Origin of the sequence: Streptomyces acidicola, assembly GCF_009377235.1 — a bacterium.
Taxonomy (GTDB): domain Bacteria; phylum Actinomycetota; class Actinomycetes; order Streptomycetales; family Streptomycetaceae; genus Streptomyces; species Streptomyces acidicola.
Window position 1 is genome coordinate 23,947 of the sequence record NZ_VMNX01000053.1, and the last position, 21,474, is coordinate 45,420.

Consider the following 21,474-nt stretch of genomic DNA (forward strand, 5'->3'; position numbering starts at 1 on the left):
GGGTCACCGGCTCCCGGCGGTCCGCTCGCGCGCCGCCTCGACCAGTTCGACGATGCCGGACAGCGAGACCCTGACGTTGTCGAGGAGACCCTCCTCGCCGATCCGCACGCCGTAGTGCTGCTCGATGTGCGCCATCAGCGAGACATAGCCGAACGAGTCGAGGACGCCCGCCTTGAACAGGTCGGTGTCCTCCGTGATCTCCGAGTCGAACTCGAACATGAACTGCTCTTCCATGTACGACCTGAGTTCCTGCTGCATGGTTCGCTGTCCCCTGCCGTCGGTTGCCGTCGGTTGCCATCGGTTCGTCCGGGCGGGCACGAGGCACGCCGTGTACGTGGACTGTTCGCTGTGCGGGCCCGCCGCGCGGCCGCGCTCCGCTCAGGTGCCGGGCCAGGGCCCTAGGCGGCCGCGAGCCCGGAGGTGACGATCCGGGCCAGTGCGGGCCACTGGGTCCGGATGAAGAAGTGGTCGCCCGGGAACCAGTGCACGGTCAGCGGCCGGGTGGTCTCCCGCTGCCAGGCGTCGATGTCGGCCCGGCTGAACCACTCGTCCTCGCCTGCCATCGCGGTGACGGGGATGTCCAGCGGCGGTTCGGCCACGTGCTCGTAGGCGCCGAGGGCGGTGAAGTCGGCCCGCAGGACGCGCTCGTAGAACGCCATCAGGTCGCCGTACTCCCACAACTCCGGCGGGATACCCCCGAGTTGCTTCAGATGGTCCCGAAAGGCCTCGTCCGGCAGCCGCCAGGTGTCGCGCTCCCGGCTCGGGATCGCCGGGCCGCTCTCCCCGGAGACGAACAGGTGCACCGGCGGGGGCAGGCCCTCCGCGCGCAGCCGCCGGCAGAGCAGGAACGCCAGCCGGGCACCGAGACTGTGCCCGTAGAGGGCGTACGGGGTGTCCGGCGTGTCCGGTGCGTCGAGGCGGCCTCGCAGCTGGGCGAACAGGTCGTCGACGATGGCGGCGGGCTCCCGCAGCAGCGGTTCACCGGCCCGCCGTCCGCGGCCGGGGCGCTCCAGCGCCACCAGCTCGATGTCGCGGCAGTGCTCCGTCAAGGGGGCGTAGGCGCGTTCGTCGCCGCCCGCGTAGGCGACGCAGAACAGGCGCGGCCGGGCCCCGGGTGTGTGCGGCTCGGTGCGCGGCTCCGTGTCCGGCTCGCCGTGCGGTTCAGTCCGCTTCCGGGGCGCGGCGGTCGTCGACGGGCGCCCGGCGGCACGCGGCCCGGCTTCCCCGGCGATCTGCCGGACCATGCGGGTCAGGACGCTGCCGTCGCCGGCCTCACGGCAGTCCTCGACGGAGGTGCGCTCCAGCAGGTACCGGACGCTCTCGGCCCATCGCACCGGTGCGGCGATCTGCTCACTCAGGGTCCCGGGGACCTCCGCGTCGTACGGCCGCGCGGTGAGGTTGGCGATCACCGTGGCCCGCGGCGGGGAGAAGCGGAAGCCCTTGAGGAACGCGTGGAACTCGTCGCGGGCGGGAGCCATGAACCGGGAGTGGAATGCTGCCGACACCTTCAGCGGGACGGCTCTGACCGAGCGCGCGCCGAGCAGACGGTGGGCCCGTTCGATCTCGTCCCGGGCGCCGGAGAGCACGGTCTGGGTACCGGTGTTGAGGTTGGCGATGTCGAGCCGGGCCAGGCTCTCCTCGGCGAGGAAGGCCCGCAGCTCGCTCTCGCTCATCCCGACGACCGCGAGCATCGCCCCGTCGGAGGCACGGGCCATGAGTTCGCCCCGCTTGATGACGAGCTTCAGACCGGTCTCGAAGTCGAAGACCCCCGCGGCGTGCAGGGCGTTGTACTCACCGAGGCTGTGCCCCAGCAGGTACTCGGCCTCGGGCTCCCCCCGCTCCAGGGAATCCCGGTAGGACAGCGCGTTGACGACGTACAGGGCAGGCTGTGTGAAGCGGGTGTCGTCGAGCCTTCCCTCCGGGTCCTGAAGGCAGAGCCGGGGGAGGTCGTAGCCGAGGACGTCGTTGGCGAGTGACGTCGTCCCGGGGAAGCGGTCGAAGAGGCCCGAACCCATGCCCCTGGCCTGGGACCCCTGCCCGGGGAAGAGCACACAGGGCGCTCCGGCGGTCGAGGCCATCATTCAGATACCGCTTCTTCCCGTATTCGAGCCATAACAATCCTGCCGAATTGAGTTTCCGTGATGCGGCGCTCTACGATGTGCAAGGCCTGCCTTACCGGGCTCTTCATCGCATCATCGCGCCGAGGCTTGAACTGACTTGAACTCTATTTACCGGAGCGAATGCCGGGCCACCCCTACCCCACCCCGACAGCCCCCTCTTCCGGGGCTCTGAATATGCGATGAGGGGGTAGTGCGCGCGGGAAAAACGGTGCGCCAGGTGTCGTGACGAAACACGTACGACACCCGGCGCACCGGAAGGGGAGATCTGAGGACCCCTACGACAAAGGCCTGGGGTCTCTTATGACAAGGGCAGGCGGGTCCTTGCTGTAAGGGCCTGGGCCCCTTACAGCAAGGCCACGTCCGCTGGTACGGGGCAGGCCGCCGCGAGATCCTCCCGCCGCTTGACCTTGAGTTTCCGGTATATCCGGGTGAGATGCTGCTCGATAGTGCTCACGGTGACAAATAACTTGGAGGCTATCTCACGATTGCTGTAACCAATACTGGCCAGCCAGGCGACGCGCTGTTCGGCCGGGCTCAGGGCGCTGAACGCCTCGCTCGCCTCGGGCTCCTGACCGGCCCGGGTGCCCGGCACGGGTGGGGGCGCGCCCATGACGGCCGGGCTGGGGATCACGGCCTCCATACCGGACGTTTCCCGCAGGCTCCGTTTCAGAGCGCCCTCGAAACCGCCTGCCCGCGCCATACGCAGAGCCCGCCGCATCAGGGAACGACCGGTCTCCGCGTGGCCGAGCGCGTAGTGGACCTGCCCCAGCTCGTCCAGGACGTGAGCGAGTTCGACAGGGTCACCGGATTCCTCCAGCAGGCTCATCGCCTCGCGCAGCGGGCCCCCTCGCCGCTCGACGGGCCGTGTCAGCGCCAGGACGCGCAATGCCTGGGCCTTCAGCCGGGCCAGGTCGTCGCCTGCCGTGGCGATCGCCTCCTCCGCCATCCGGACCGCCTCGTCCTTCCGGTCCAGGAGCAGATACGCCTCGGCGGTGCCCGCCTGCCATGGGCACGTCGGCACCGGCGGGTACCCTCCCTGCCGCTCGGCCTCGCCGCAGGCGAGGAAGTCACGGAGCGCCGCGTAGGCGTTGTTCGTGGCGAGGTGGTACTGCCCTCGGGCGTGCAGGTACACCCTGCCGAAGTGCGACTCCAGCATCGCCGGGGGCACCGGGATGTTGAGGACGTCGGCCGCCTCGGCCGGTTTTCCACGCCGGGTCAGCGCGAGGATCAGGATGCTCAGCGGCAGGCCGACGGCCACTCCCCAGGCCTGCGGCCGTTCGAGCGCGACCCTGGCATGGGCCTCGGCCTCTTCCAGCCTTCCCTGGGCGAAGAAGCCGGCGGCCTGCAGTCCGCGGAGCAGGGCCCGCTGAAAGGGGCTCAGGCGCTCGAAGAGCTCCGCGGAGACTCCGTCGATCTGCGGCATGGCCGACCAGCTGGCGCTGACGTGGCGCAGCAGCAGGAAGCAGTAGTGGTACTGGTTGATGTCCGGCGTCTGCGCATCGGCGTCTCCCGCCGCGAAGAAGGCCGACGCCAGCTGTCCGACGATGACGCGGTACAGGCCGTCCGCCTTGGTCCGCATCAGGTCGCGCGTGGTGAGAACCGCCTGCGGCCAGGGCGGAGCGGTCCGGCTCAACACCTGCCACGGGGCCGTGTCCGCCGGCGCGGGCGACGCCTGCGTGTCCGCTCCTCGCAGGCCTGTGAAGAACAGGCTCAACAGCTTTTCGACGACGGCCAGTTCGGTGGCCGTCTCCGGGCTCTCGCCGGCTCGGTCCCGCAGCAGCCGCAGTACGGTTTCCGCCTCGTCGAGGCGCCCGTGCCAGACGAGCATCTGCGCCAGCAGCATGAGGTCACGGTCCCGCAGCCGGCCCTCGCGTGCGGCGGCCACCAGGTCGGCCAGATGGCGCGCGGCCACATAGGCGTCCACCTGCCATTTGGCCCGGGTGACCGCCATGAGCAGTTCGGTGTGATCGTCCGACCCGTCCTTGAAGCCGTGCGCCGACTCCATCAGTTCGACGGCCTGGTGCCACCGTCCCTCGGCCTTCGCCTGCCTGGCGGCCTCGCGCAGGACGGAGACCTCCCAGTCGGCCGTGACGGTTCCCGTCGCCGTGATGCACCGGGCGACGTCGGGGGACGGCGCCCCGGACTCGTAGAGCAGCCGCGCGGCGCTCCTGCTCAGTTCGGCGCGGCAGGTGAAACCGGTGTCCTCCCATACGGCCGCCTGCATCACCGGATGCCGAAAGCGTCCACCGGTCACCAGGCCGCTGTCCTCCAGCAGGTCCAGAGCCGCCACGACCTTCACCGGCTCGACCCCGCTCAGCGCACTGAGCAGGTCCGGCGAGCGGACGTCACCGAGCACCGCCAGGGCACGGGCGACCGACTCGACGCTCTCCGGCCGATGTGCGGAGATCAGGAGGGAGACGGTCTCACGGAATGCGGTCCCCAGAACGGGAGTCCATTGCTCGGGAGGAACATCCCGGTGCGCGCACTTGGAGTCGTACGCGATCGCCGACACCAGGCGTGGGTTCCCTCCGCTTATTTCCAGGACACCTTTGACGTAATCCTCGGAAAATCGGTGTCCCGTTAATCCGTGAAGGAGTTGCGCCGCACTCCGATGGGTAAGGTGCGCGAGTTGCAGAACCAGCGGACGGGCATTCCTCATAATGGCGGCCCGTAAGGATCGGTATTCCTTGCCCTGGTCCGTCCGGTCGGTCAGCACGAGGAAAACGCGTCGCCGACGGAGCCGATTGCTCAGAAAGCGCAGGACTTTTATCGAGGCGGCGTCGCTGTAGTGTGCGTCGTCCACGACGGCCACCACGGGGCCCTGCTCGGCGAGATCCCGCAGAGTGTCGCCGACAAGTGCCTGCGCCTGCCGCACGAGAAGCTCCTCGTCGCGGTCCGGCGAGCCCGACGCGGCTTCCCCGTGCTCCGCGAGGAGGGCGCTCAGCTGGGCCGCAATGCCGTCGCGGGTCTCGGCGCACCCGCTGAACCACTGCTCGATGACGCTCAGCGGAGACCGCTGCTCGCCCGGGCACCCGGTGGCGTACAGGGTGACCATTCCCGCCGCACCGGCCCGCTCGGCGAGCCGGTTGAGGAGGGTGGTCTTACCCGATCCCGTAAATCCCCTGACGACGGCTATTCCACCCCCCTTACGACCGGGATTTAGAATGTCATCCCAAACCAACTGCAGGGCCTCGTCGTGATCCACCAGCAAATTACAGCCATCTTTCTCAGTCGGGCGACATTCCACTCCGGTCCTGCCGTGTGATACCACGGTGACCGTTTCGGCACTCCCCCTTCTCCTCAGGCTACTGCGTCGCCGATCATTCGCAAGCGACCCGAGGAATCCCGATGGGCCTCACGGTACATCACCTTCCGCTTACAGTTCGGCGGGAATGTTTTTTTGACACCCCAATGAACCTGTGGCGGGGTTTTTACGTCAGGGGAACGCCAGGGGAGAAGGTCCCGCGGCTCGTCGGCCTCGGCGCCGGGCCCGAGCCTCGCGACGTCATGCCAGTAGGGAGACGGATGGTACGACCAGTCACCACACCAGGTGGCGTTGGCGGGTCGTCGGCGGTCGGCAGGCAGCCGCTCCTCATCGCGCACAGGCTGGTCATGACTGTCTCTCTATCCGGACGAGCGCGCCTTGAGACCCCTGGACGACAGGTCAGGGGTCCCTAGGGGCTCCCCAGGGGTCGCACCGGACGGATCACCGTGTCACTGGGGCGGGTTTCCGTGCTTCCGGAGCGGGAGGTCCGCATGCTTGCTGTGCAGCATGTCCAGGGAGCGGATCAGTACCTGGCGGGTCTCGGTGGGGTCGATCACATCGTCGAGCAGTCCGCGCTCGGCCGCGTAGTACGGGTGCATCAGCTCGGTCCTGTACTCCTTGACCAGCCGTGCCCGCATCGCCTCCGGGTCGGGAGCTTCCGCGATCCGGCGCCTGAAGATGACGTTCGCGGCGCCTTCCGCACCCATCACGGCGATCTCGTTCGTCGGCCAGGCGAACGTGAGGTCGGCGCCGATCGACTGGGAGTCCATCACGATGTAGGCACCGCCGTACGCCTTCCTCAGGGTGACCGAGATCCGGGGCACCGTGGCATTGCAGTAGGCGTACAGCAGTTTGGCGCCGTGCCGGATGATGCCGTCGTGCTCCTGGCTCACTCCGGGGAGGAATCCGGGTACGTCGACCAGGGTGACCAGCGGAATACTGAAGGCATCGCACATCTGCACGAACCGGGCGGCCTTCTCCGAGGCCTTGATGTCCAGGACTCCGGCCAGCGAGGCGGGCTGACTGGCGACGACGCCGACCACACGGCCGCCGAGCCGGGCCAGGGCGACGACGATGTTGGTGGCCCAGCGCTCGTGGATCTCCAAGTAGTCGCCGTCGTCGACGAGTTCCGTGATGACCTCGCGCATGTCGTAGGCGCGGCTGCCGTCGGCCGGCACCAGGTCGAGCAGGGCCTCGCACCGCCGGCCCACCGGGTCGTCCGCCTCGACGGACGGCGGGTTCTCCCGGTTGTTGCCCGGCAGCAGCGACAGCAGATAGCGGACCTCTTCGAGGCAGGTCTCCTCGTCGTCGTACACGAAGTGCGCCACGCCGCTCGTCTCGGCGTGCACGTCCGCTCCGCCGAGGCCGTCGTGCGAGATCTCCTCCCCGGTCACCGCGCGGACCACGTCGGGGCCCGTGATGAACATCTGCGAGGTCCCGCGGACCATGAACACGAAGTCCGTCAGGGCGGGGGCGTAGGCGGCGCCCCCGGCGCACGGTCCCAGCATCACCGATATCTGCGGGACGACCCCGGAAGCCCTCGTGCTGCGCTGGAAGATCCCGCCGTAGCCGGCGAGCGCCGAGACGCCTTCCTGGATCCGGGCGCCCGCACCGTCGTTCAGGGACACGATGGGCGCGCCCGCCGTGAGGGCCATGTCCATGATCTTGTGGATCTTCTGTGCGTGGGCCTCGCCGAGGGCACCGCCGAAGACACGGAAGTCGTGGGCGTACACAAAGACTGCACTTCCGTACACCGTTCCCCAGCCCGTGACGACACCGTCCGTGTACGGTTTGCGGTCTTCCAGGCCGAATCCGGTTGCCCGATGCCGCCGAAGGGGTTCCACCTCGTTGAACGAACCCTCGTCCAGCAGCAGTTCAATCCGCTCGCGGGCGGTCAGCTTGCCTTTGGCGTGCTGGGCCTCGGTCGCCTTCTCACTGGGGCCGCGGCGGACCTCCTCCCGAAGGGAGCGAAGCTCCTCGACGCGGCTGGGGAAATCGTGCGCGACCTGCATGCTGCGATCCCTCCGAATCTGCCCGAATCAGTCGGCTGTGCGGCGGTACTTGCGGTACTTCAGGCATTCGACGTCGAGGTTCGCGAATTCTTACGGCCCGGCCGGACACGGCAATCGTAGAAATCACCACGACCCCTGTTCATCCCCTGAGACCCCCTCAATCTCCTCGGGGATATGACACCGCACCGAAATCCCGGGGCCTCAAGTAACGGCACGTCACCACAGGTTGGCCTGCTTTTCAATTGCGTACAGGTTTGAAAGGGCGCCCGGCGCGGCACGCGGCGCTTACGGCGCGACCGACCGGAAAAAGGCGCAAGAAGAAACCAGGGGCACGCCGTCAGGCCGTTCGGCCGGCGCTGAGGGCCGCGTAGGCGCGTAGCTGGTGGGGCTGCCCGTGCGATGTGCCGATTCGCAGGGCCGCGAAGGGGCCCGTGACCCCGACCAGGTGCGGGACCGGCCGCAGCGTCAGCCGGTCGCCGGGGCCCAGGAGGCCGTCGAGGACCGCCTCGCTCACCAGATGGTGCAGGTGGACCAGACACGCGGCGATCGTCAGACCGGCCGTGGCCAGGTACAGCTCGCGGTGCACCGGGGCACGGTCGCCGGCAGGGCCGTCTGCGGGCAGTTCGACGACCGTACCGGGCAGGGCGGGCAGCTCGGCGGTGGCGGGGAACAGTTTGAGCAGGCGGCGCAGGGCCGTGCTGTGTTCGGCGGGCGCCGGACCGAGCCAGGCGGTCGAGCCGTCGTCGGCGACATGGTCGAAGTCGAACCGCTCGCGCAGGTTGACCGGGTTACCGGCCAGGAAGACGGTGCGCGTGAAGTCGTGGCGCCACGCTGCCGCCGCCTCGTGACCGACGCGGCGGGCGAAGGCGTACGTCTCCCCGAGCCAGGCGGGCAGATCGAAGCCGCGCAGCACGCAGACCGCCAGCACCTTGGGATCCTCGCTCGCCGCCGCCACCTCCTCGCGCGCCGCGAGCAGTCCCTCGTCGGTCAGCAGATCGACCCGCGCGGCCAGCTCGGGCCGGACGTCACGGACGCGCCGGGCGTTCTCGGCACGCAGCAGCTGCTGGGAAATGATCACAGGTAGACCGCCTCCAGGAGGTCCCGGGGTGGAGCGGGGCGGTGCCTGGCCAGCAGGCCGGCCGTCAGACGGTAGGGGTTGACGTGCAGATGGTCCTTGCGGTGGCGGGCCAGTACTTCCGGCACGGCGGCCGGGTCGGGGCTCCGGCCGTCCGACAGCAGCCGGGTGGCACGGGCCAGGCTCTGACGCAGTACGTCCTTGCGGAACGACTGCTGCTGGCCCGTACCGAGCACCGCTATGAAGTACAGGCGCATACCGAGACGCAGCACCGCCTCGTCACACCCTTCGCCCACCTCGTCCAGGAGGGCATCGACCGTATGCCCCTGCCAGCCGCCGTGGCGCGCGGACCGGATCCGGCCGTCGATCGGGACACGGCCGAGAACGACACGGCGCACGGTGGTGCCGGTGGCCACCAGCACGCGTTCCACCAGGTGGTAGTCGGCCTCCAGCTCCCGGTCGTACAGCAGAACGACCTCGTCGAAGGACGGGGCCAGCGGCAGGAGTTCGCGCATCATGCAGGCCAGATAGTTGGGGCGGCCGTGGGAGTCGACGATCTGGCGCAGCGGCAGACCGTACCGGGTGGCGTCCAGGTACACGGGCCCCCCGCAGGCCCGCAGATCCAGGCAGAACCCCAGGGCGGACAGCCGCTCGACCGACTCCTCGGCGCCGAGAGCGGGCGGCTGGTGCGCCAGCAGCCCGGGGTCGTGCATGCCGAGGCGCGCGTAGTGCGCCGTCCAGAGTTCCAGGACCCGGGCACCGGCCGGGTGCACCCAGCCGTGCGTCTCCACCGCCTCGGCGTAGGGGCGCAGGGCCGCCGCGCCGGCCTTCTCCTGCCGCGCCCGGTAACCGACGTACATCTCACCGACCTGCTCCTCCGACAGCCCGGAGTAGTCGGCGTCCCCGACCGTACGGTCGAGGTACTCCCAGAAACCCAGCGTCTGCTCGGTCAGGTGATAGGTGGTGGGGCTGTAGCGATAGGTGACGTCGGCCAGCCCGCTGCTGGCCCGGTACATCACATCGGTCCACAGCAGGCCCTTGAGATGGCTGGGGGTGAGCGGCTTGGACGGGGTCACGGTGATCGGCGCCAGCAGCACACGGGGCCTGCCCGGCCGGCGCCCCTGCGCGGCGACGGCCGGGTCCTGTGCGGTCAGGGTGCCGTTCATACCGGCCGTTTCCGCCCGTGGACGAAGAACACCCGCCGCACGCCCGTCACGGAGCGCTCGGGCACCGGGTCCGGCCAGCGGCCGTAGTCGGCGTCCGGGTCGCCGGGCTGTACCGCCTCCACCTGGAAGCCGTGCGCGTCGAAAAGCGCTTCGGGCTCGTCCGTGCCGAACACCCACGGGCAGCCCCAGCCGGCGAACACGTCCAGGAGCGCCCGGACGTCCGGCAGCGTCAGCGCCGCCGCGTTGACGAGGTCCGCGGCGATCCGGCTGTCCGGCGCCATGAGGGCCGCCACCTGGTCCAGCAGGCGGTGCGCGTCCTCCTGGCCGACGTAGTAGAGCAGGCCCTCCAGAAGCCAGACGGAGGGGCGGTCCGGGTCGTATCCGGCCGCGAGGAGTCCGTCCTGCCAACCGGGCCGGGTGAGGTCGAGCGCCACGGCCCGCCGGTCGACCCGCGGCCGCTCGGACCGCAGTTGCTCCTCCTTGTAGGCCAGCACGGCGGGCCGGTCGAGCTCGAAGAAGCGCGTGCCGTCGGGCCACCGCATGCGGTAGGCCCGCGAGTCCATTCCGGCGGGAGCGAGCACGACCTGCGGGGTGGCGCCGGCGCGGGCCGCACCCTGGAGGAGGTCGTCCAGGAAGCGGGTGCGGATGGCGTTGTAGTCGGGGGTGCTGGGCACGGTGCGTTCCCCGCCGCGCGGGAACGTGGCCTCGCGTATCTCCCGCAGCAGCCCCATTCCCGCGTCCCCCGCCAGCCGGGCGGCGTAGGGGTCGTCGAAGAGCCGGTCCTCGCGGCTCGTCTCCGCCGCGCGCAGAGCGGCCGTCAGCAGGGACGTCTGCTCAACGGCGTCCAGGGTGTTCGTCATGCCTGTCCTTCCCCGACGGGCCGTGCGGCGCCGGTCAGTCGTTCCCACAGTGCCGGGTCCTGCCGGAAGAGCCGGTCCTTCACCTGGGTCGGCCGGATGCCGGTGGCGACGGCCGTGTGCCAGTCCGCCAGGAACGCGTCCTCGTCCAGCAGGCCCACCGTCAGGGCGCCCAGACGCCCCTCGGAGCGTGCCGTGCGGTAGTCGCCCGACTCACCGCCGATCGCGGTGTCGAGCAGCGCCGCGAAGCGCGTGGTCTCCGCGGGCGACCACGCCCCGTACGGTGCCAGCGCGAACTCGTACGACGGCGCACTGCCGTCCGCACCGACGACCCGGCAGGCGGCGTTGCGCACATCGAGGCCCGTGCTCCGGGCCACCGCGGCCAGCGCCCGGAGCACCTGCGCGTCCCGCAGGCGTTCCCCGGCGGCGTCCGACCGGGTGGCGCGCCCGGCGTACTCGACCCGCGGTACTCCGTCGACACGGTCCACCACACGGACCACGTCACCCACCGCGTAGCGGTACAGCCCGCCGATGTGGCTGAAGACGACGTGGTAGTCACGTCCCGCTTCCAGCTCGTCCCACGCCAGCGTCTCGGCGTCGGGCCTGATGTCGTCGTCGGCGTCCAGGAACTCGTACACCGAGGCGCCCACGGTGAGCGAGCAGGCCGAGGTGTGCCGGTCGAGCGCGACGCCCACCGGCCCTTCCGAGGCGGCGACCGGCGCGGGCAGCGTGGCCACGCCGGGGCCGAACTCCTCGCGCAGTCGCGGCAGATAGAGCGACGCCATGCCGGTGGTCCAGCAGAACAGCGCCCGCATGTGCGGCCAGACGTGGGCCGGGCGGATCGTGCCGAAGTGGTGGGCGAGGCGCTCCAGTTCCCGCGCCCGCTCGGGATCGGGGTCGGTGCGGTGCAGACCGCCGAGCGTGCCGTCGTGGATCTCCTTCACCAACCGTGGCCACCACAGCCGGAGTTGGTAGGGCAGGGCGGCGACCATGGCCGGGTTGATCCCGATGACGCAGCGTACGTCGCTGGTGACCGCCAGGCGCAGCCGCAGGTAGGCCTTCTCCAGGTGCTCGTGCGCCTCGACGGGCACCGGCAGGGTGCCCCAGGGCGCACCCGTGCCGGGTTCGGCCGACAGCGGCTCACCGAACTTCGCACCGAAGTCGACCTGGCTGGCCCCTACATGCGGCCGTCCCGAGGCGGTGGTGGGCGGAGCGCTCAGGGGATCGTGCTTCAGGTTGAGCACGGCGTCCGGGCGGGCGAGCACGTCGGGGAAGTGTTCGATGAGCGGGGCCCAGGCGGCGTAGTAGAACGGAAAGAAGGTGCGCCGCATGAAGCTCGGGGTGACCGGGACCTTCTTGTGCGCGCCGGTCGTGCCGCTGCTGGTGAAGTACACGGCGGGATCGTCGGCGCTGAGCACGTTGCTCTCACCGGCCGCCATCCGTTCGATGGACGGCCCCAGGGCGGCGTAGTCGTTGATCGGGACGGCCTTGCGGAGGTCGCTCAGATCGCGGACCGAGTCGAAGCCGTGGGCGCGTCCGTACTCGGTGCCCGCGTTGAACTCCGTGAGTTCACGCAGCACACGCTGCTGCTGCCCCCGGGCCTCGGCCAGTGCGGAGACGATCTCCTCGCGCTCGCCGAAGACACGCCGCCGGTAGCGGCGGACACGGTCGGGGTCCGCCCACTCCTCAGACAAGTTCATGGACGCCGAGCACCTCCTGGATCTGCTGCGCGACGGTGGACACCTGGTCCTGTTCGCCGATGAACGAGACGGGCAGGGAACGGACCTCTTCCCGCAGCGCCTCGTTCAGGTCGGCCTGGAAACTCTCGAAGGACGCGCGGTCGCCGTGCTGTCCGTAGTGCTCCAGCGGGTTGAGATCGCGGCCCTCGCCGCAGCGCCGCCAGGCCGTCTCGGCGGACACCTCCAGGAAGATGACCTGCTGGGGCCTGGGGAAGGACCGCCACCAGTCGAACAACGGGTGCTCGTCCAGGCCGGTGAGACGGCACTTGGCGAGCATCTTGTAGTAGTAGGAATCCACCAGGACGGGGGCGCCGGCAGGGCTGCGCATGATGCTGTCCCTCAGGTGCAGCACGGCCGTCTGCAACATCGTCAGCATGAAGTCGGCCGAGTAGTCGTGGTGCAGGGCGGGCATCACGTCGCCCACCAGTCCGCGACGCAGCCGGGCGATCAACGAGTGCCCGGGGTCGAGCAGCTCCTCGTCGGCGGAGACGATCCGCACGCCGCCGGCGCGTCCGGCGAGTTCCTTCAGCGCGGCGGACTTGCCCGCGTAGTCGGTGCCCAGCACGACGGAGAACGGTGGCGTCGCCCGGTCCGCCAGGCCCTGCGCGCCCGTGCCGGCCGACGACTGGACGCGGTGTGCTTCGGTGACACGGCGTAACGGACTCGCCGTCACGCCGTGGCCAGTGGGGGGTTCAGTCATACGGCGTCCACCGTCCTTCTCTCTGAACTGGCGCAGCAGGCCGGCCGGTACGGCCCGAGTGATCGGACATCGGACCGTTCTCGGCGCGAGCCGGTGACGACCCGAGACCACTATTAGTGACAGTTGGACGGTGGTGGTCTCAACCCGTAGTGCCCCCTACCTGCACGGTCACCGAACCCCGGCATTGAGGGGCCGGTACTCGGCGTGTTGGGTTGCGCAGTGCCGACGGGGTGGTCACTGCCGTGCGGGATCCGGCCGGGCGAGGCATGGCCGCGCAGCAGCCCCAGCCACCCCGGAGGCGACGCCCGGCCGGTGGGCCTGGAGGCGGTCCTCAGCACCACCACGGACACCTCGCCCAGCCAGGACCGCTCGGCGGTCTGCTTGGCCTGGGTGATCAGGATGCGGGACAGCTCAGGACGAGAAGGCCGGGCCCGGCCGCCCACACCACCCGGACAGCCCACACCGCCCACACAGCTCGCTGCCGGTGCACGCTTCGGTTCGAAGCGTGCACCGGCAGCGGCATGGGAAAAAAGAAAGCGCTGCTGACGCAGCGCAGTCGGTGCCCCCAACGGGATTCGAACCCGTGCTACCGCCTTGAAAGGGCGGCGTCCTAGGCCGCTAGACGATGAGGGCTATCGGCCCACCTGGGCGCTTTGCAGCGCGTCGGGGACGTGAGAAGCATAGGCGATGCGAGGAGGGTTCGCCAAAACCGTTTCAGGGCCCGGTCGGCGACCGGCCCTCAGCGCCCTGTGGGCGACGGACTGCCGGACGGACGCGAAGCCGAACCCGGCGACAGGCCCGGCGGCGAACTCAGGGACGAACCTGGCGACGAACCCGGGGACCGGTTCGAGGACAGGCTGGGGGACGGAGTGGGTGACGGAGTCGCCCCGGGCTGGTTCTCCTCCGGAAGGTGACGGCTGACCTCGGCCGTCGTCAGGCCCAGGCCGCCCAGTTTGATCTCGTCCCAGGCCTGGAGGCGGCGGGTCTCCCGGTCGAGGTAGAGGACCGAGGCCTCGATGGGGTCGGGGTACTCGCCCTCCACCGCCCGCAGCCCGCTACCGCCCGTCGAACCCTCGAGGCGCAGCCGTGTGCCGTACTTCATGACCTCCATCTCCTGGTGGTGGAGATGCCCGGCCAGCGCCAGCGGCACCTCGCCGTCCGTCTGGCGGGCCGCGTCCGGGTTGTGAGCGATCGCCACGTCCACCGGCCTGCCCGCCCTCTCCTGATCCCGGAGCGCGGACGCCAGCCGGGCACCGGCCAGCTCCTCCGACTGGGCGCCCCCGAGCTTCGCCGAGCGGTCGGGGGTGAACTGGGGATCTCCCATGCCCGCGAAGCGCAGCCCTGCCACCGAGAGCGCCCGGCCCTCGTCCAGGACGTGCACGTTCTTCATGTTCTCCAGATAGCGCTGGGTGGTCATCGAGTCGTGGTTGCCGCGCACCCACACGTACGGCGCCCCGAGGCTCGCGATCGGTTCCAGGAAGCCGTTCTCGGCCGCGGTCCCGTGGTCCATGGTGTCGCCGGAGTCGACGATGACGTTGATGTCGTACTGCTCGACCAGCGAGGCGATGATCTTCCAGCTCGCCGGGTTGAGGTGGATGTCCGACACGTGCAGGACCCGGATCGTGCTCGGGTCCGGGGTGTACACGGGGAGGGTGGACGTGACGTCGTACAGCTTGGTCACGTTCGTCACCAGACGCGCCAGCTCCTTCTGGTAGACGTCGAACTCGGTGACGATGCTGCGCGCGTTGCCGACGAGGGAGGGCGCCGAGGACAGCAGCCCGGAGAACTTGGGCTCCAGCACGGAGTTCGGGTTCCAGGTGGCGAAGGCGGTGCCGCCGGACACGGTGAGCAGGCCCAGGGCGAGGCCGCCGGCGGCGAGGGCGCGGCGCGGGCGGCGGTAGACGGCGAGCCCGAGCGCGGTGGCCCCCGACACCACGGCCACACAGGAGCGCAGGGCCAGGTCGAACGTGCCGTGCCGGACGTCACTCGCGATCTCGTCCTGGAGGCCGGAGATCCGCTCGGGGTGGTCCACCAGGGCCTGGGCGCGGACCGGGTCGAGCTGGTCCACGTTCACGTCGAGGCGGACGGGCGCGACATGGCTGCTCAGCTCCAGCGCGCCGAGCGGCGAGACGTTGATCTTCGTGCCGCCGTCGAGCGAGGGACGCAGGGTCATCGTGGTGTTCATGGGGCCGACCGGCGTGCGGACGTTCCCCACGATCAGCAGGCCCAGCCACGCGCCGAGCAGCACCACGGCGACGAGGCCGAGGGCACGGGTCCAGGGGTGGGGCTGGTTGACGAGCTCGACGGTCGGGTGCGAACGGCGCGCCCGGTACTGACCGACCAGGGCGCCGGGCGACTGCCGTACGCGCCGCAGGGCGGCGACAGCGAGAGCGGGGACGCGGGCCATTGATCCCGTATGCCCGGTTACGGGGGTGGCTATGCGGGGCTGGTAGTGGAGACCGAGGTGACCAATGTCTCGCCTGACTCGTCTGTGTCGTCTGTGCTGTCTGTTCTATGTCGTCTGTGTCGTCTGTGTCGTCTGTTCCGTGTGGTCCGTGTCGTCTGTCTCGTCCTGCGGCTCTCGGGGCCTGTGGACGCCGGGCGGCCCCGGGTCAGCCCCAGCCCAGCTCGTGGAGCCGCTCGTCGTCGATGCCGAAGTGGTGCGCCACCTCGTGGACGACCGTGACGGCCACCTCGTGCACCACGTCCTCCGCCGTCTCGCAGTAGCGCAGGGTCGGGCCCATGTAGATCGTGATGCGGTCCGGGAGCACTCCGGCGTACCACTCGCCGCGCTCGGTCAGCGGGGTCCCCTCGTACAGGCCCAGGAGCTCCGGGTCGTCCGCGGGAGGCTCGTCCTCGACGAACACGGCCACGTTGTCCATGACCCGTGTCAGCTCCGGCGGGATCTGGTCCAGGGCTTCACTCACCAGCTCTTCGAACGCCTCGCGCGTCATCTCCAGCACACGGCCATTGTCACGGACGGCCGCGCCGGGGGAGCGGGACGGGGTTGCCCGCCGTCCGCGAGTCGCTCGCGGAGCCGGGGGTGCGGCGGCGTACTGTACGCCCTCGGTCACGGCTGAGCCACGCTCATCCGGGGCGCGTGTCCTCTTGTGGGCGGCGGGAGTTGGGCAGGTTGACTTCTCCCGCCCGCCCTCGGAGGTGGCTGCCCGTGCGCGCCTTGTACGTACCCGTCCGTCTGGCCGCCACGGTCATGACCCTCGCCGCGGCCGCCGGCTGTGTGAGCGTGGGCGACGACGACGGGGCCAGGCCGGGGCCCTCGCACTCGGCCCGGCAGCGGGGCGGCGAGGAGCCGGAGGGTGGGACGGCGGGGTCCGACGGTGGCGGCACCGACCACCACGGCGGGCGCGGGAAGAAGGGCGCGGCGGCCGAGCCCCACACGTCCGAGTCCGCGTCGTCGTCCCCCTCGGCCTCCGCCTCCCGAACCAGGAAGCCGTCCCCCGGGGCGACCGCGAAGGACAGCGAGGGCGGCGGCAACGACGACGGGCCGCAGAAGCCCGAGCCCCCGCGGGACGAGCCGACCCCCACGCGCACGCCGGAGCAGCCCCCGCCCACGAAGGAACCGGAGTCCCCTGCCCCCGAACCCTCCACACCGGAGCCCTCGTCCTCGGCCCACGAGCAGAGCACGCAGCTGGTGGAACGCGAGCCGGCGCCACGGGCGGGGGAAGCAGCGGCGTAGGGCGACGGGAGACCGAGGCACACGGAGACCGGCGGACGGATGCCTGGGCGCCGGGAGAGGGAGCGGCACCCGGATCGCCTTCGTGGCCTCGGCCCGCCGCCCCCCGATGCGGAGCACAAAAGCGTTCGCCAGCAATTTCGGCGAGGTGAGATCCTGGTCCCCGTATGTCTACGCATCCTGCCCCCGCCCTCGGCGCCCTCGCCCCCCGCCTGGCCGAGCTGTCCCTGCGCGACGCGCACCGGCTCGGGCGCAGGCTCGAAGGCGCGCGCAAGATCCGCAATCCGGAGGCCCGCGCCGCCGTCGTCGCCGAGATCGAGGCGGAGGTGGCGACGGCCGAGGACCGGATGGCCGGGCGGCGTGCCCGCGTGCCCGCCGTCACCTACCCCGAGCAACTGCCCGTCAGCCAGAAGAAGGACACGATCGCCGAGGCGATCCGCGACCACCAGGTCGTGATCGTCGCCGGTGAGACGGGCTCCGGCAAGACCACGCAGATCCCGAAGATCTGCATGGAGCTGGGCCGTGGCGTCCGCGGCATGATCGGGCACACGCAGCCCCGCCGTATCGCCGCCAGGACGGTCGCCGAGCGCGTGGCGGAGGAGCTGGACACACCCCTGGGTGAGTCCGTCGGCTGGAAGGTGCGCTTCACCGATCAGGTGAACCCGGACGCCACCTTCGTCAAGCTGATGACGGACGGCATCCTGCTCGCCGAGATCCAGACGGACCGCGAGCTGCGCGCCTACGACACGATCATCATCGACGAGGCCCACGAGCGGTCCCTCAACATCGACTTCCTGCTGGGGTACCTGTCCCAGCTGCTGCCGAAACGGCCGGATCTGAAGGTCGTCATCACCTCCGCCACCATCGACCCCGAGCGCTTCTCGCGCCACTTCGGCGACGCGCCGATCATCGAGGTCAGCGGCCGGACGTACCCCGTGGAGGTGCGCTACCGCCCGCTCCTCGAAGAGGACTCCGACGACGCCGACCGCGACCAGATCACCGCGATCACGGACGCGGTCGAGGAGCTGATGACCGAGGGCAAGGGCGACATCCTCGTCTTCCTCTCCGGCGAACGCGAGATCCGCGACACGGCGGACGCGCTGGTGAAGAAGAACTATCGCTTCACGGAAGTACTCCCTCTGTACGCCCGGCTCTCGCACGCCGAGCAGCACCGCGTCTTCCAGCCGCACACCGGCCGCAGAATCGTGCTCGCCACGAACGTCGCCGAGACCTCCCTGACCGTCCCCGGCATCAAGTACGTCATCGACCCGGGCTTCGCCCGCATCTCGCGCTACAGCCACCGCACCAAGGTGCAGCGGCTGCCCATCGAGGCGGTCTCCCAGGCCAGCGCCAACCAGCGCAAGGGCCGCTGCGGCCGTACGTCGGACGGCATCTGCATCCGCCTGTACTCGGAGGACGACTTCACCGCCCGCCCGGAGTTCACCGACGCCGAGATCCTGCGGACGAACCTCGCGTCCGTGATCCTCCAGATGACCGCGGCCGGCCTCGGCGAGATCGAGAAGTTCCCCTTCATCGACCCGCCGGACCACCGCAACATCCGCGACGGCGTCCAACTCCTCCAGGAACTGGGCGCGCTGGACCCGCCCGCCCGTCACCCGACCACCACCCCTCAACGAGCCGCTTCGCGGCCTCCTTCGGATTCAAAAGACCCGCGCAAACGCCTCACGCAGACCGGCCGCAAACTCGCCCAGCTCCCCGTCGACCCGCGCCTGGCCCGTATGGTCCTGGAGGCCGACCGGAACGGCTGCGTGAACGAGGTCATGGTCATCGCCGCCGCGCTCTCCATCCAGGACCCGCGCGAGCGCCCCGCCGACAAGCAGACCCAGGCCGACCAGCAGCACGCCCGCTTCAAGGACGAGACGAGCGACTTCCTCGCGTACCTGAACCTGTGGCGGTACATCCGGGAGCAGCAGAAGGAGCGGGGATCGTCGTCCTTCCGCCGCATGTGCAAGCAGGAGTACCTGAACTTCCTGCGCATCCGCGAGTGGCAGGACATCCACAGCCAGCTCCGCACGGTCGCCAAGCAGATGGGCATCCGGCTCAACGAGGAGGAGGCGGCCGACCAGAGCATCCACGTCTCGCTGCTCGCCGGCCTGCTCTCGCACATCGGCATGAAGGACGTGAGGGAGTCCAAGGACTCCGGCCAGGGCACACGCAAGGAGGGCGGCCGGAACGAGTACCTGGGTGCCCGCAACGCCAAGTTCGCGATCTTCCCGGGCTCTGCCCTCTTCAAGAAACCCCCGCGCTTCGTCATGTCGGCCGAGCTCGTCGAGACGTCGCGCCTCTGGGCCCGCGTCAACGCGCGCATCGAGCCCGAGTGGATCGAGCCCCTCGCCGAGCACCTCCTCAAGCGCACCTACAGCGAGCCGCACTGGGAGAAGGACCAGGCCGCGGTGATGGCGTACGAGAAGGTCACGCTGTACGGCGTCCCGATCGTCGCCCAGCGGAAGGTCAACTACGGCCGTATCGACCCGGAGACGAGCCGCGAGCTTTTCATTCGCAACGCCCTCGTCGAGGGTGACTGGCGCACCCACCACAAGTTCTTCGCCGACAACCGCAAGCTCCTGACCGAGGTCGAGGAGCTGGAGCACCGCGCCCGGCGCCGGAACATCCTGGTCGACGACGAGACCCTGTTCGACTTCTACGACCAGCGCGTGCCCGAACACGTGGTCTCCGGCGCCCACTTCGACTCCTGGTGGAAGCGCAAGCGGCACGAGCAGCCCGACCACCTCGACTTCGAGCGGGAGATGCTGATCCGCGAATCGGCGGAGGCGGTCACCAAGGCCGACTACCCGGACTCGTGGCGGCAGGGGCAGCTGAAGTTCCGCGTCACCTACCAGTTCGAGCCGGGCGCGGACGCCGACGGTGTGACCGTCCACATCCCGCTCCAGGTCCTCAACCAGGTCACCGACGAGGGCTTCGACTGGCAGATCCCGGGCCTCAGGGAGGAGCTCGTCACGGAGCTCATCCGCTCCCTCCCGAAGCCGATCCGCCGCAACTACGTACCGGCGCCGAACTTCGCGAAGAAGTTCCTGGACACGTCCGTCCCGCTGCAGGAGCCGCTGACGGTGACCATGGCGCGCGAGCTGAAGCGCATGGTCGGCGTCCCCTTCGAGGCCGACGACTTCGACTGGGCGAAGGTGCCGGACCACCTGCGCGTCACGTTCCGTATCGTCGACGAGCGCCGCCGCAAGCTCGCCGAGGACAAGGACCTTCAGGCCCTGCAGCTCAGGCTGAAGCCGAAGGCGAGGAAGGCCATCTCGCAGGCCGCCGCGGCCACGGCGGAGCGTCAGGGCGGCGAGTCCCTGGAACGCTCCGGCCTGACCGACTGGACGATCGGCGCCCTCACCCGCGTCTTCGAGACCCGCCGCGCCGGCCAGCCGGTCAAGGCGTACCCGGCGCTGGTCGACGAGGGCGACACGGTCTCGGTCCGCCTCTTCGACACGGAGGCGGAGCAGGCGGAGGCCATGTGGAAGGGCACCCGCCGCCTGATCCTGCTGGGCATCCCGGTGAACCCGGCGAAATTCGCCTCGGAGAAGCTGACGAACCCCCAGAAGCTCGCCCTGTCCGCGAACCCCCACGGCTCGATCCAGGGCCTGTTCGACGACTGCGCGACGGCCGCGGCCGACCGGCTGATAGGGGACCTCGGGGGACCGGCCTGGGACGAGTCGTCGTACCGGAAGCTGTACGACAAGGTGCGCGCCGAGATCGTCGACACCACGGTCCGTACGGTCGGCCAGGTGCAGCAGGTGCTGGCCGCCTGGCAGGCCTGTGAGCGCCGTCTGAAGACCGTACGGAGCCCCGTGCTTCTGCCGAACCTCCAGGACGTACGGGCGCAGCTGGACGCCCTCGTGAAGCCCGGCTTCGTGACGGAGACGGGTCTGCGCCGACTGCCGGACCTGATGCGCTACTTGGTGGCCGTGGACCGTCGCCTCCAGCAGATGCCGACGAACGTCCAGCGGGACACCACCCGCATGGAGAAGATCCACGAGATGCGGGACGAGTACGCCTGGCTCCTGGAACAGATGCCGCAGGGCCGCCCGGTCCCCGCCTCCGTCCTGGACATCCGCTGGATGATCGAGGAACTCCGCGTCAGCTATTTCGCCCACGCGCTGGGCACGGCGTACCCCGTCTCCGACAAGCGCATCGTGAAGGCCATCGACGCGGCGGTACCGTAACCACCCCGGTACTCCGGGTGAGTTCGACCGGGGGCTCACCCTCCTGTACAGTCTCTTCTCGCAGCGCAACGCACGGCAGAGTCACTATCCGGCTCCGCCGGGAGGCGCAGCAAAACCTGGTCCTGTGGAGCAGTTTGGAGTGCTCGCCACCCTGTCAAGGTGGAGGCCGCGGGTTCAAATCCCGTCAGGACCGCATCTTTAGAAGGGCCCGCGCCTACCAAGGCTGCGGGCCCTTCGCCATACCTGAGGGCTCCGCCCCCAGCTCCCCCGACATGCCGGCCCGATCGGCCTCGTCCTCAAACGCCGGACGGTGTGACGGGCATTTGGCCTCGGCGGCCGCCTACGGGAAACTCCCAGCCCCGGCTGCAATCCCCCAGTCCGGGCCGGCCCCCAGCCCCTCCGGCAAAACCCGGCGCCACGCGAGCCTTTGGCCCAACCACACCATCCAGCTCCACTCCGCACCTTCCGGCCGCGCTCCACACCTTCCAGCGCCGCCCGCACCCTCCAGCCCCTCCGGCGTTTGAGGAGCGGGGGTCCGGGGGCCGGCCCCCGAAACCGGGGTCCGGGGCGGAGCCCCGAGGAAGGCACCGGGACGCAACCCCGAAGAGGAGGCCCGGGGCGCAGCCCCAAACCCCGGGGGTCCAGGG

Annotated in this window: 13 protein-coding genes and 2 tRNA genes; 3 read left to right on the top strand and 12 right to left on the bottom strand. The window is 70.1% G+C overall.

Annotation, left to right across the window (positions count from 1 at the left end):
* Positions 1–3 precede the first annotated feature (3 nt).
* The 12 genes from FPZ41_RS16675 to FPZ41_RS16730 form a co-directional block, all read right to left on the bottom strand.
* Positions 4–258, bottom strand: coding sequence for an acyl carrier protein (locus FPZ41_RS16675; protein ID WP_152863393.1), 255 nt, complete (start codon positions 256–258; stop codon positions 4–6).
* A gap of 140 nt (positions 259–398) precedes the next feature.
* On the bottom strand, positions 399–2,081 hold the full coding sequence (fabD, locus tag FPZ41_RS16680; protein ID WP_152863395.1) for an ACP S-malonyltransferase: 1,683 nt from the start codon (positions 2,079–2,081) through the stop codon (positions 399–401).
* Positions 2,082–2,463: 382 nt separating this feature from the next.
* A complete protein-coding gene (locus FPZ41_RS16685; RefSeq protein WP_152863397.1) occupies positions 2,464–5,325 on the bottom strand; it encodes a helix-turn-helix transcriptional regulator in 2,862 nt (953 codons plus the stop codon).
* Between the two features lie 509 nt (positions 5,326–5,834).
* Positions 5,835–7,397, bottom strand: a complete 1,563-nt coding sequence (locus tag FPZ41_RS16690) for an acyl-CoA carboxylase subunit beta (RefSeq protein ID WP_152863398.1) — start codon at positions 7,395–7,397, stop codon at positions 5,835–5,837.
* A gap of 337 nt (positions 7,398–7,734) precedes the next feature.
* A complete protein-coding gene (locus FPZ41_RS16695) occupies positions 7,735–8,475 on the bottom strand; it encodes a DUF6182 family protein (protein WP_322620323.1) in 741 nt (246 codons plus the stop codon).
* Positions 8,472–9,638 carry a hypothetical protein gene (locus tag FPZ41_RS16700; RefSeq protein WP_152863401.1) on the bottom strand — a complete coding sequence of 389 codons (1,167 nt, stop codon included), beginning with the start codon at positions 9,636–9,638 and terminating at the stop codon, positions 8,472–8,474. Before FPZ41_RS16700 ends, FPZ41_RS16695 begins: the two co-directional genes overlap by 4 nt.
* Complete coding sequence (locus tag FPZ41_RS16705) at positions 9,635–10,498, bottom strand: SAM-dependent methyltransferase (protein WP_152863403.1); 864 nt, start codon at positions 10,496–10,498, stop codon at positions 9,635–9,637. The genes FPZ41_RS16700 and FPZ41_RS16705 overlap by 4 nt, the downstream gene beginning before the upstream one ends.
* Positions 10,495–12,195, bottom strand: a complete 1,701-nt coding sequence (locus tag FPZ41_RS16710) for a GH3 family domain-containing protein (RefSeq protein ID WP_152863405.1) — start codon at positions 12,193–12,195, stop codon at positions 10,495–10,497. The genes FPZ41_RS16705 and FPZ41_RS16710 overlap by 4 nt, the downstream gene beginning before the upstream one ends.
* A complete protein-coding gene (locus FPZ41_RS16715; protein ID WP_228022775.1) occupies positions 12,182–12,934 on the bottom strand; it encodes a hypothetical protein in 753 nt (250 codons plus the stop codon). Before FPZ41_RS16715 ends, FPZ41_RS16710 begins: the two co-directional genes overlap by 14 nt.
* Before the next feature lie 560 nt (positions 12,935–13,494).
* Positions 13,495–13,567, bottom strand: a tRNA-Glu gene (locus FPZ41_RS16720).
* Positions 13,568–13,673: 106 nt separating this feature from the next.
* A complete protein-coding gene (locus tag FPZ41_RS16725; protein ID WP_152863407.1) occupies positions 13,674–15,341 on the bottom strand; it encodes a metallophosphoesterase family protein in 1,668 nt (555 codons plus the stop codon).
* A 205-nt stretch (positions 15,342–15,546) separates the two neighbouring features.
* On the bottom strand, positions 15,547–15,897 hold the full coding sequence (locus FPZ41_RS16730; protein WP_131560439.1) for a metallopeptidase family protein: 351 nt from the start codon (positions 15,895–15,897) through the stop codon (positions 15,547–15,549).
* A 206-nt stretch (positions 15,898–16,103) separates the two neighbouring features.
* On the opposite strand from FPZ41_RS16730, the gene FPZ41_RS16735 reads away from it, so the two are divergent.
* The 3 genes from FPZ41_RS16735 (at position 16,104) to FPZ41_RS16745 (ending at position 21,020) form a co-directional block, all read left to right on the top strand.
* The gene (locus FPZ41_RS16735) at positions 16,104–16,631 is read left to right on the top strand and encodes a hypothetical protein (protein ID WP_322620324.1); all 528 of its coding nucleotides are present in this window, start codon (positions 16,104–16,106) and stop codon (positions 16,629–16,631) included.
* Between the two features lie 164 nt (positions 16,632–16,795).
* Positions 16,796–20,827 (top strand): ATP-dependent RNA helicase HrpA, encoded by a 4,032-nt coding sequence (gene hrpA / locus FPZ41_RS16740; protein ID WP_152863409.1) that lies wholly within the window; start codon positions 16,796–16,798, stop codon positions 20,825–20,827.
* Positions 20,828–20,945: 118 nt separating this feature from the next.
* A tRNA-Asp gene (locus FPZ41_RS16745) sits at positions 20,946–21,020 on the top strand.
* The last annotated feature ends 454 nt before the right edge of the window (positions 21,021–21,474 follow it).

Excerpts from the sequence above, each read along its gene's own strand:
- FPZ41_RS16675 (WP_152863393.1), bottom strand. The coding sequence starts at position 258 with ATGCAGCAGGAACTCAGGTCGTACATGGAAGAGCAGTTCATGTTCGAG.
- fabD (WP_152863395.1), bottom strand. The coding sequence starts at position 2,081 with ATGATGGCCTCGACCGCCGGAGCGCCCTGTGTGCTCTTCCCCGGGCAG.
- FPZ41_RS16690 (WP_152863398.1), bottom strand. The coding sequence starts at position 7,397 with ATGCAGGTCGCGCACGATTTCCCCAGCCGCGTCGAGGAGCTTCGCTCC.
- FPZ41_RS16700 (WP_152863401.1), bottom strand. The coding sequence starts at position 9,638 with ATGAACGGCACCCTGACCGCACAGGACCCGGCCGTCGCCGCGCAGGGG.
- FPZ41_RS16705 (WP_152863403.1), bottom strand. The coding sequence starts at position 10,498 with ATGACGAACACCCTGGACGCCGTTGAGCAGACGTCCCTGCTGACGGCC.
- FPZ41_RS16710 (WP_152863405.1), bottom strand. The coding sequence starts at position 12,195 with ATGAACTTGTCTGAGGAGTGGGCGGACCCCGACCGTGTCCGCCGCTAC.
- FPZ41_RS16715 (WP_228022775.1), bottom strand. The coding sequence starts at position 12,934 with ATGACTGAACCCCCCACTGGCCACGGCGTGACGGCGAGTCCGTTACGC.
- FPZ41_RS16725 (WP_152863407.1), bottom strand. The coding sequence starts at position 15,341 with ATGGCCCGCGTCCCCGCTCTCGCTGTCGCCGCCCTGCGGCGCGTACGG.
- hrpA (WP_152863409.1), top strand. The coding sequence starts at position 16,796 with ATGTCTACGCATCCTGCCCCCGCCCTCGGCGCCCTCGCCCCCCGCCTG.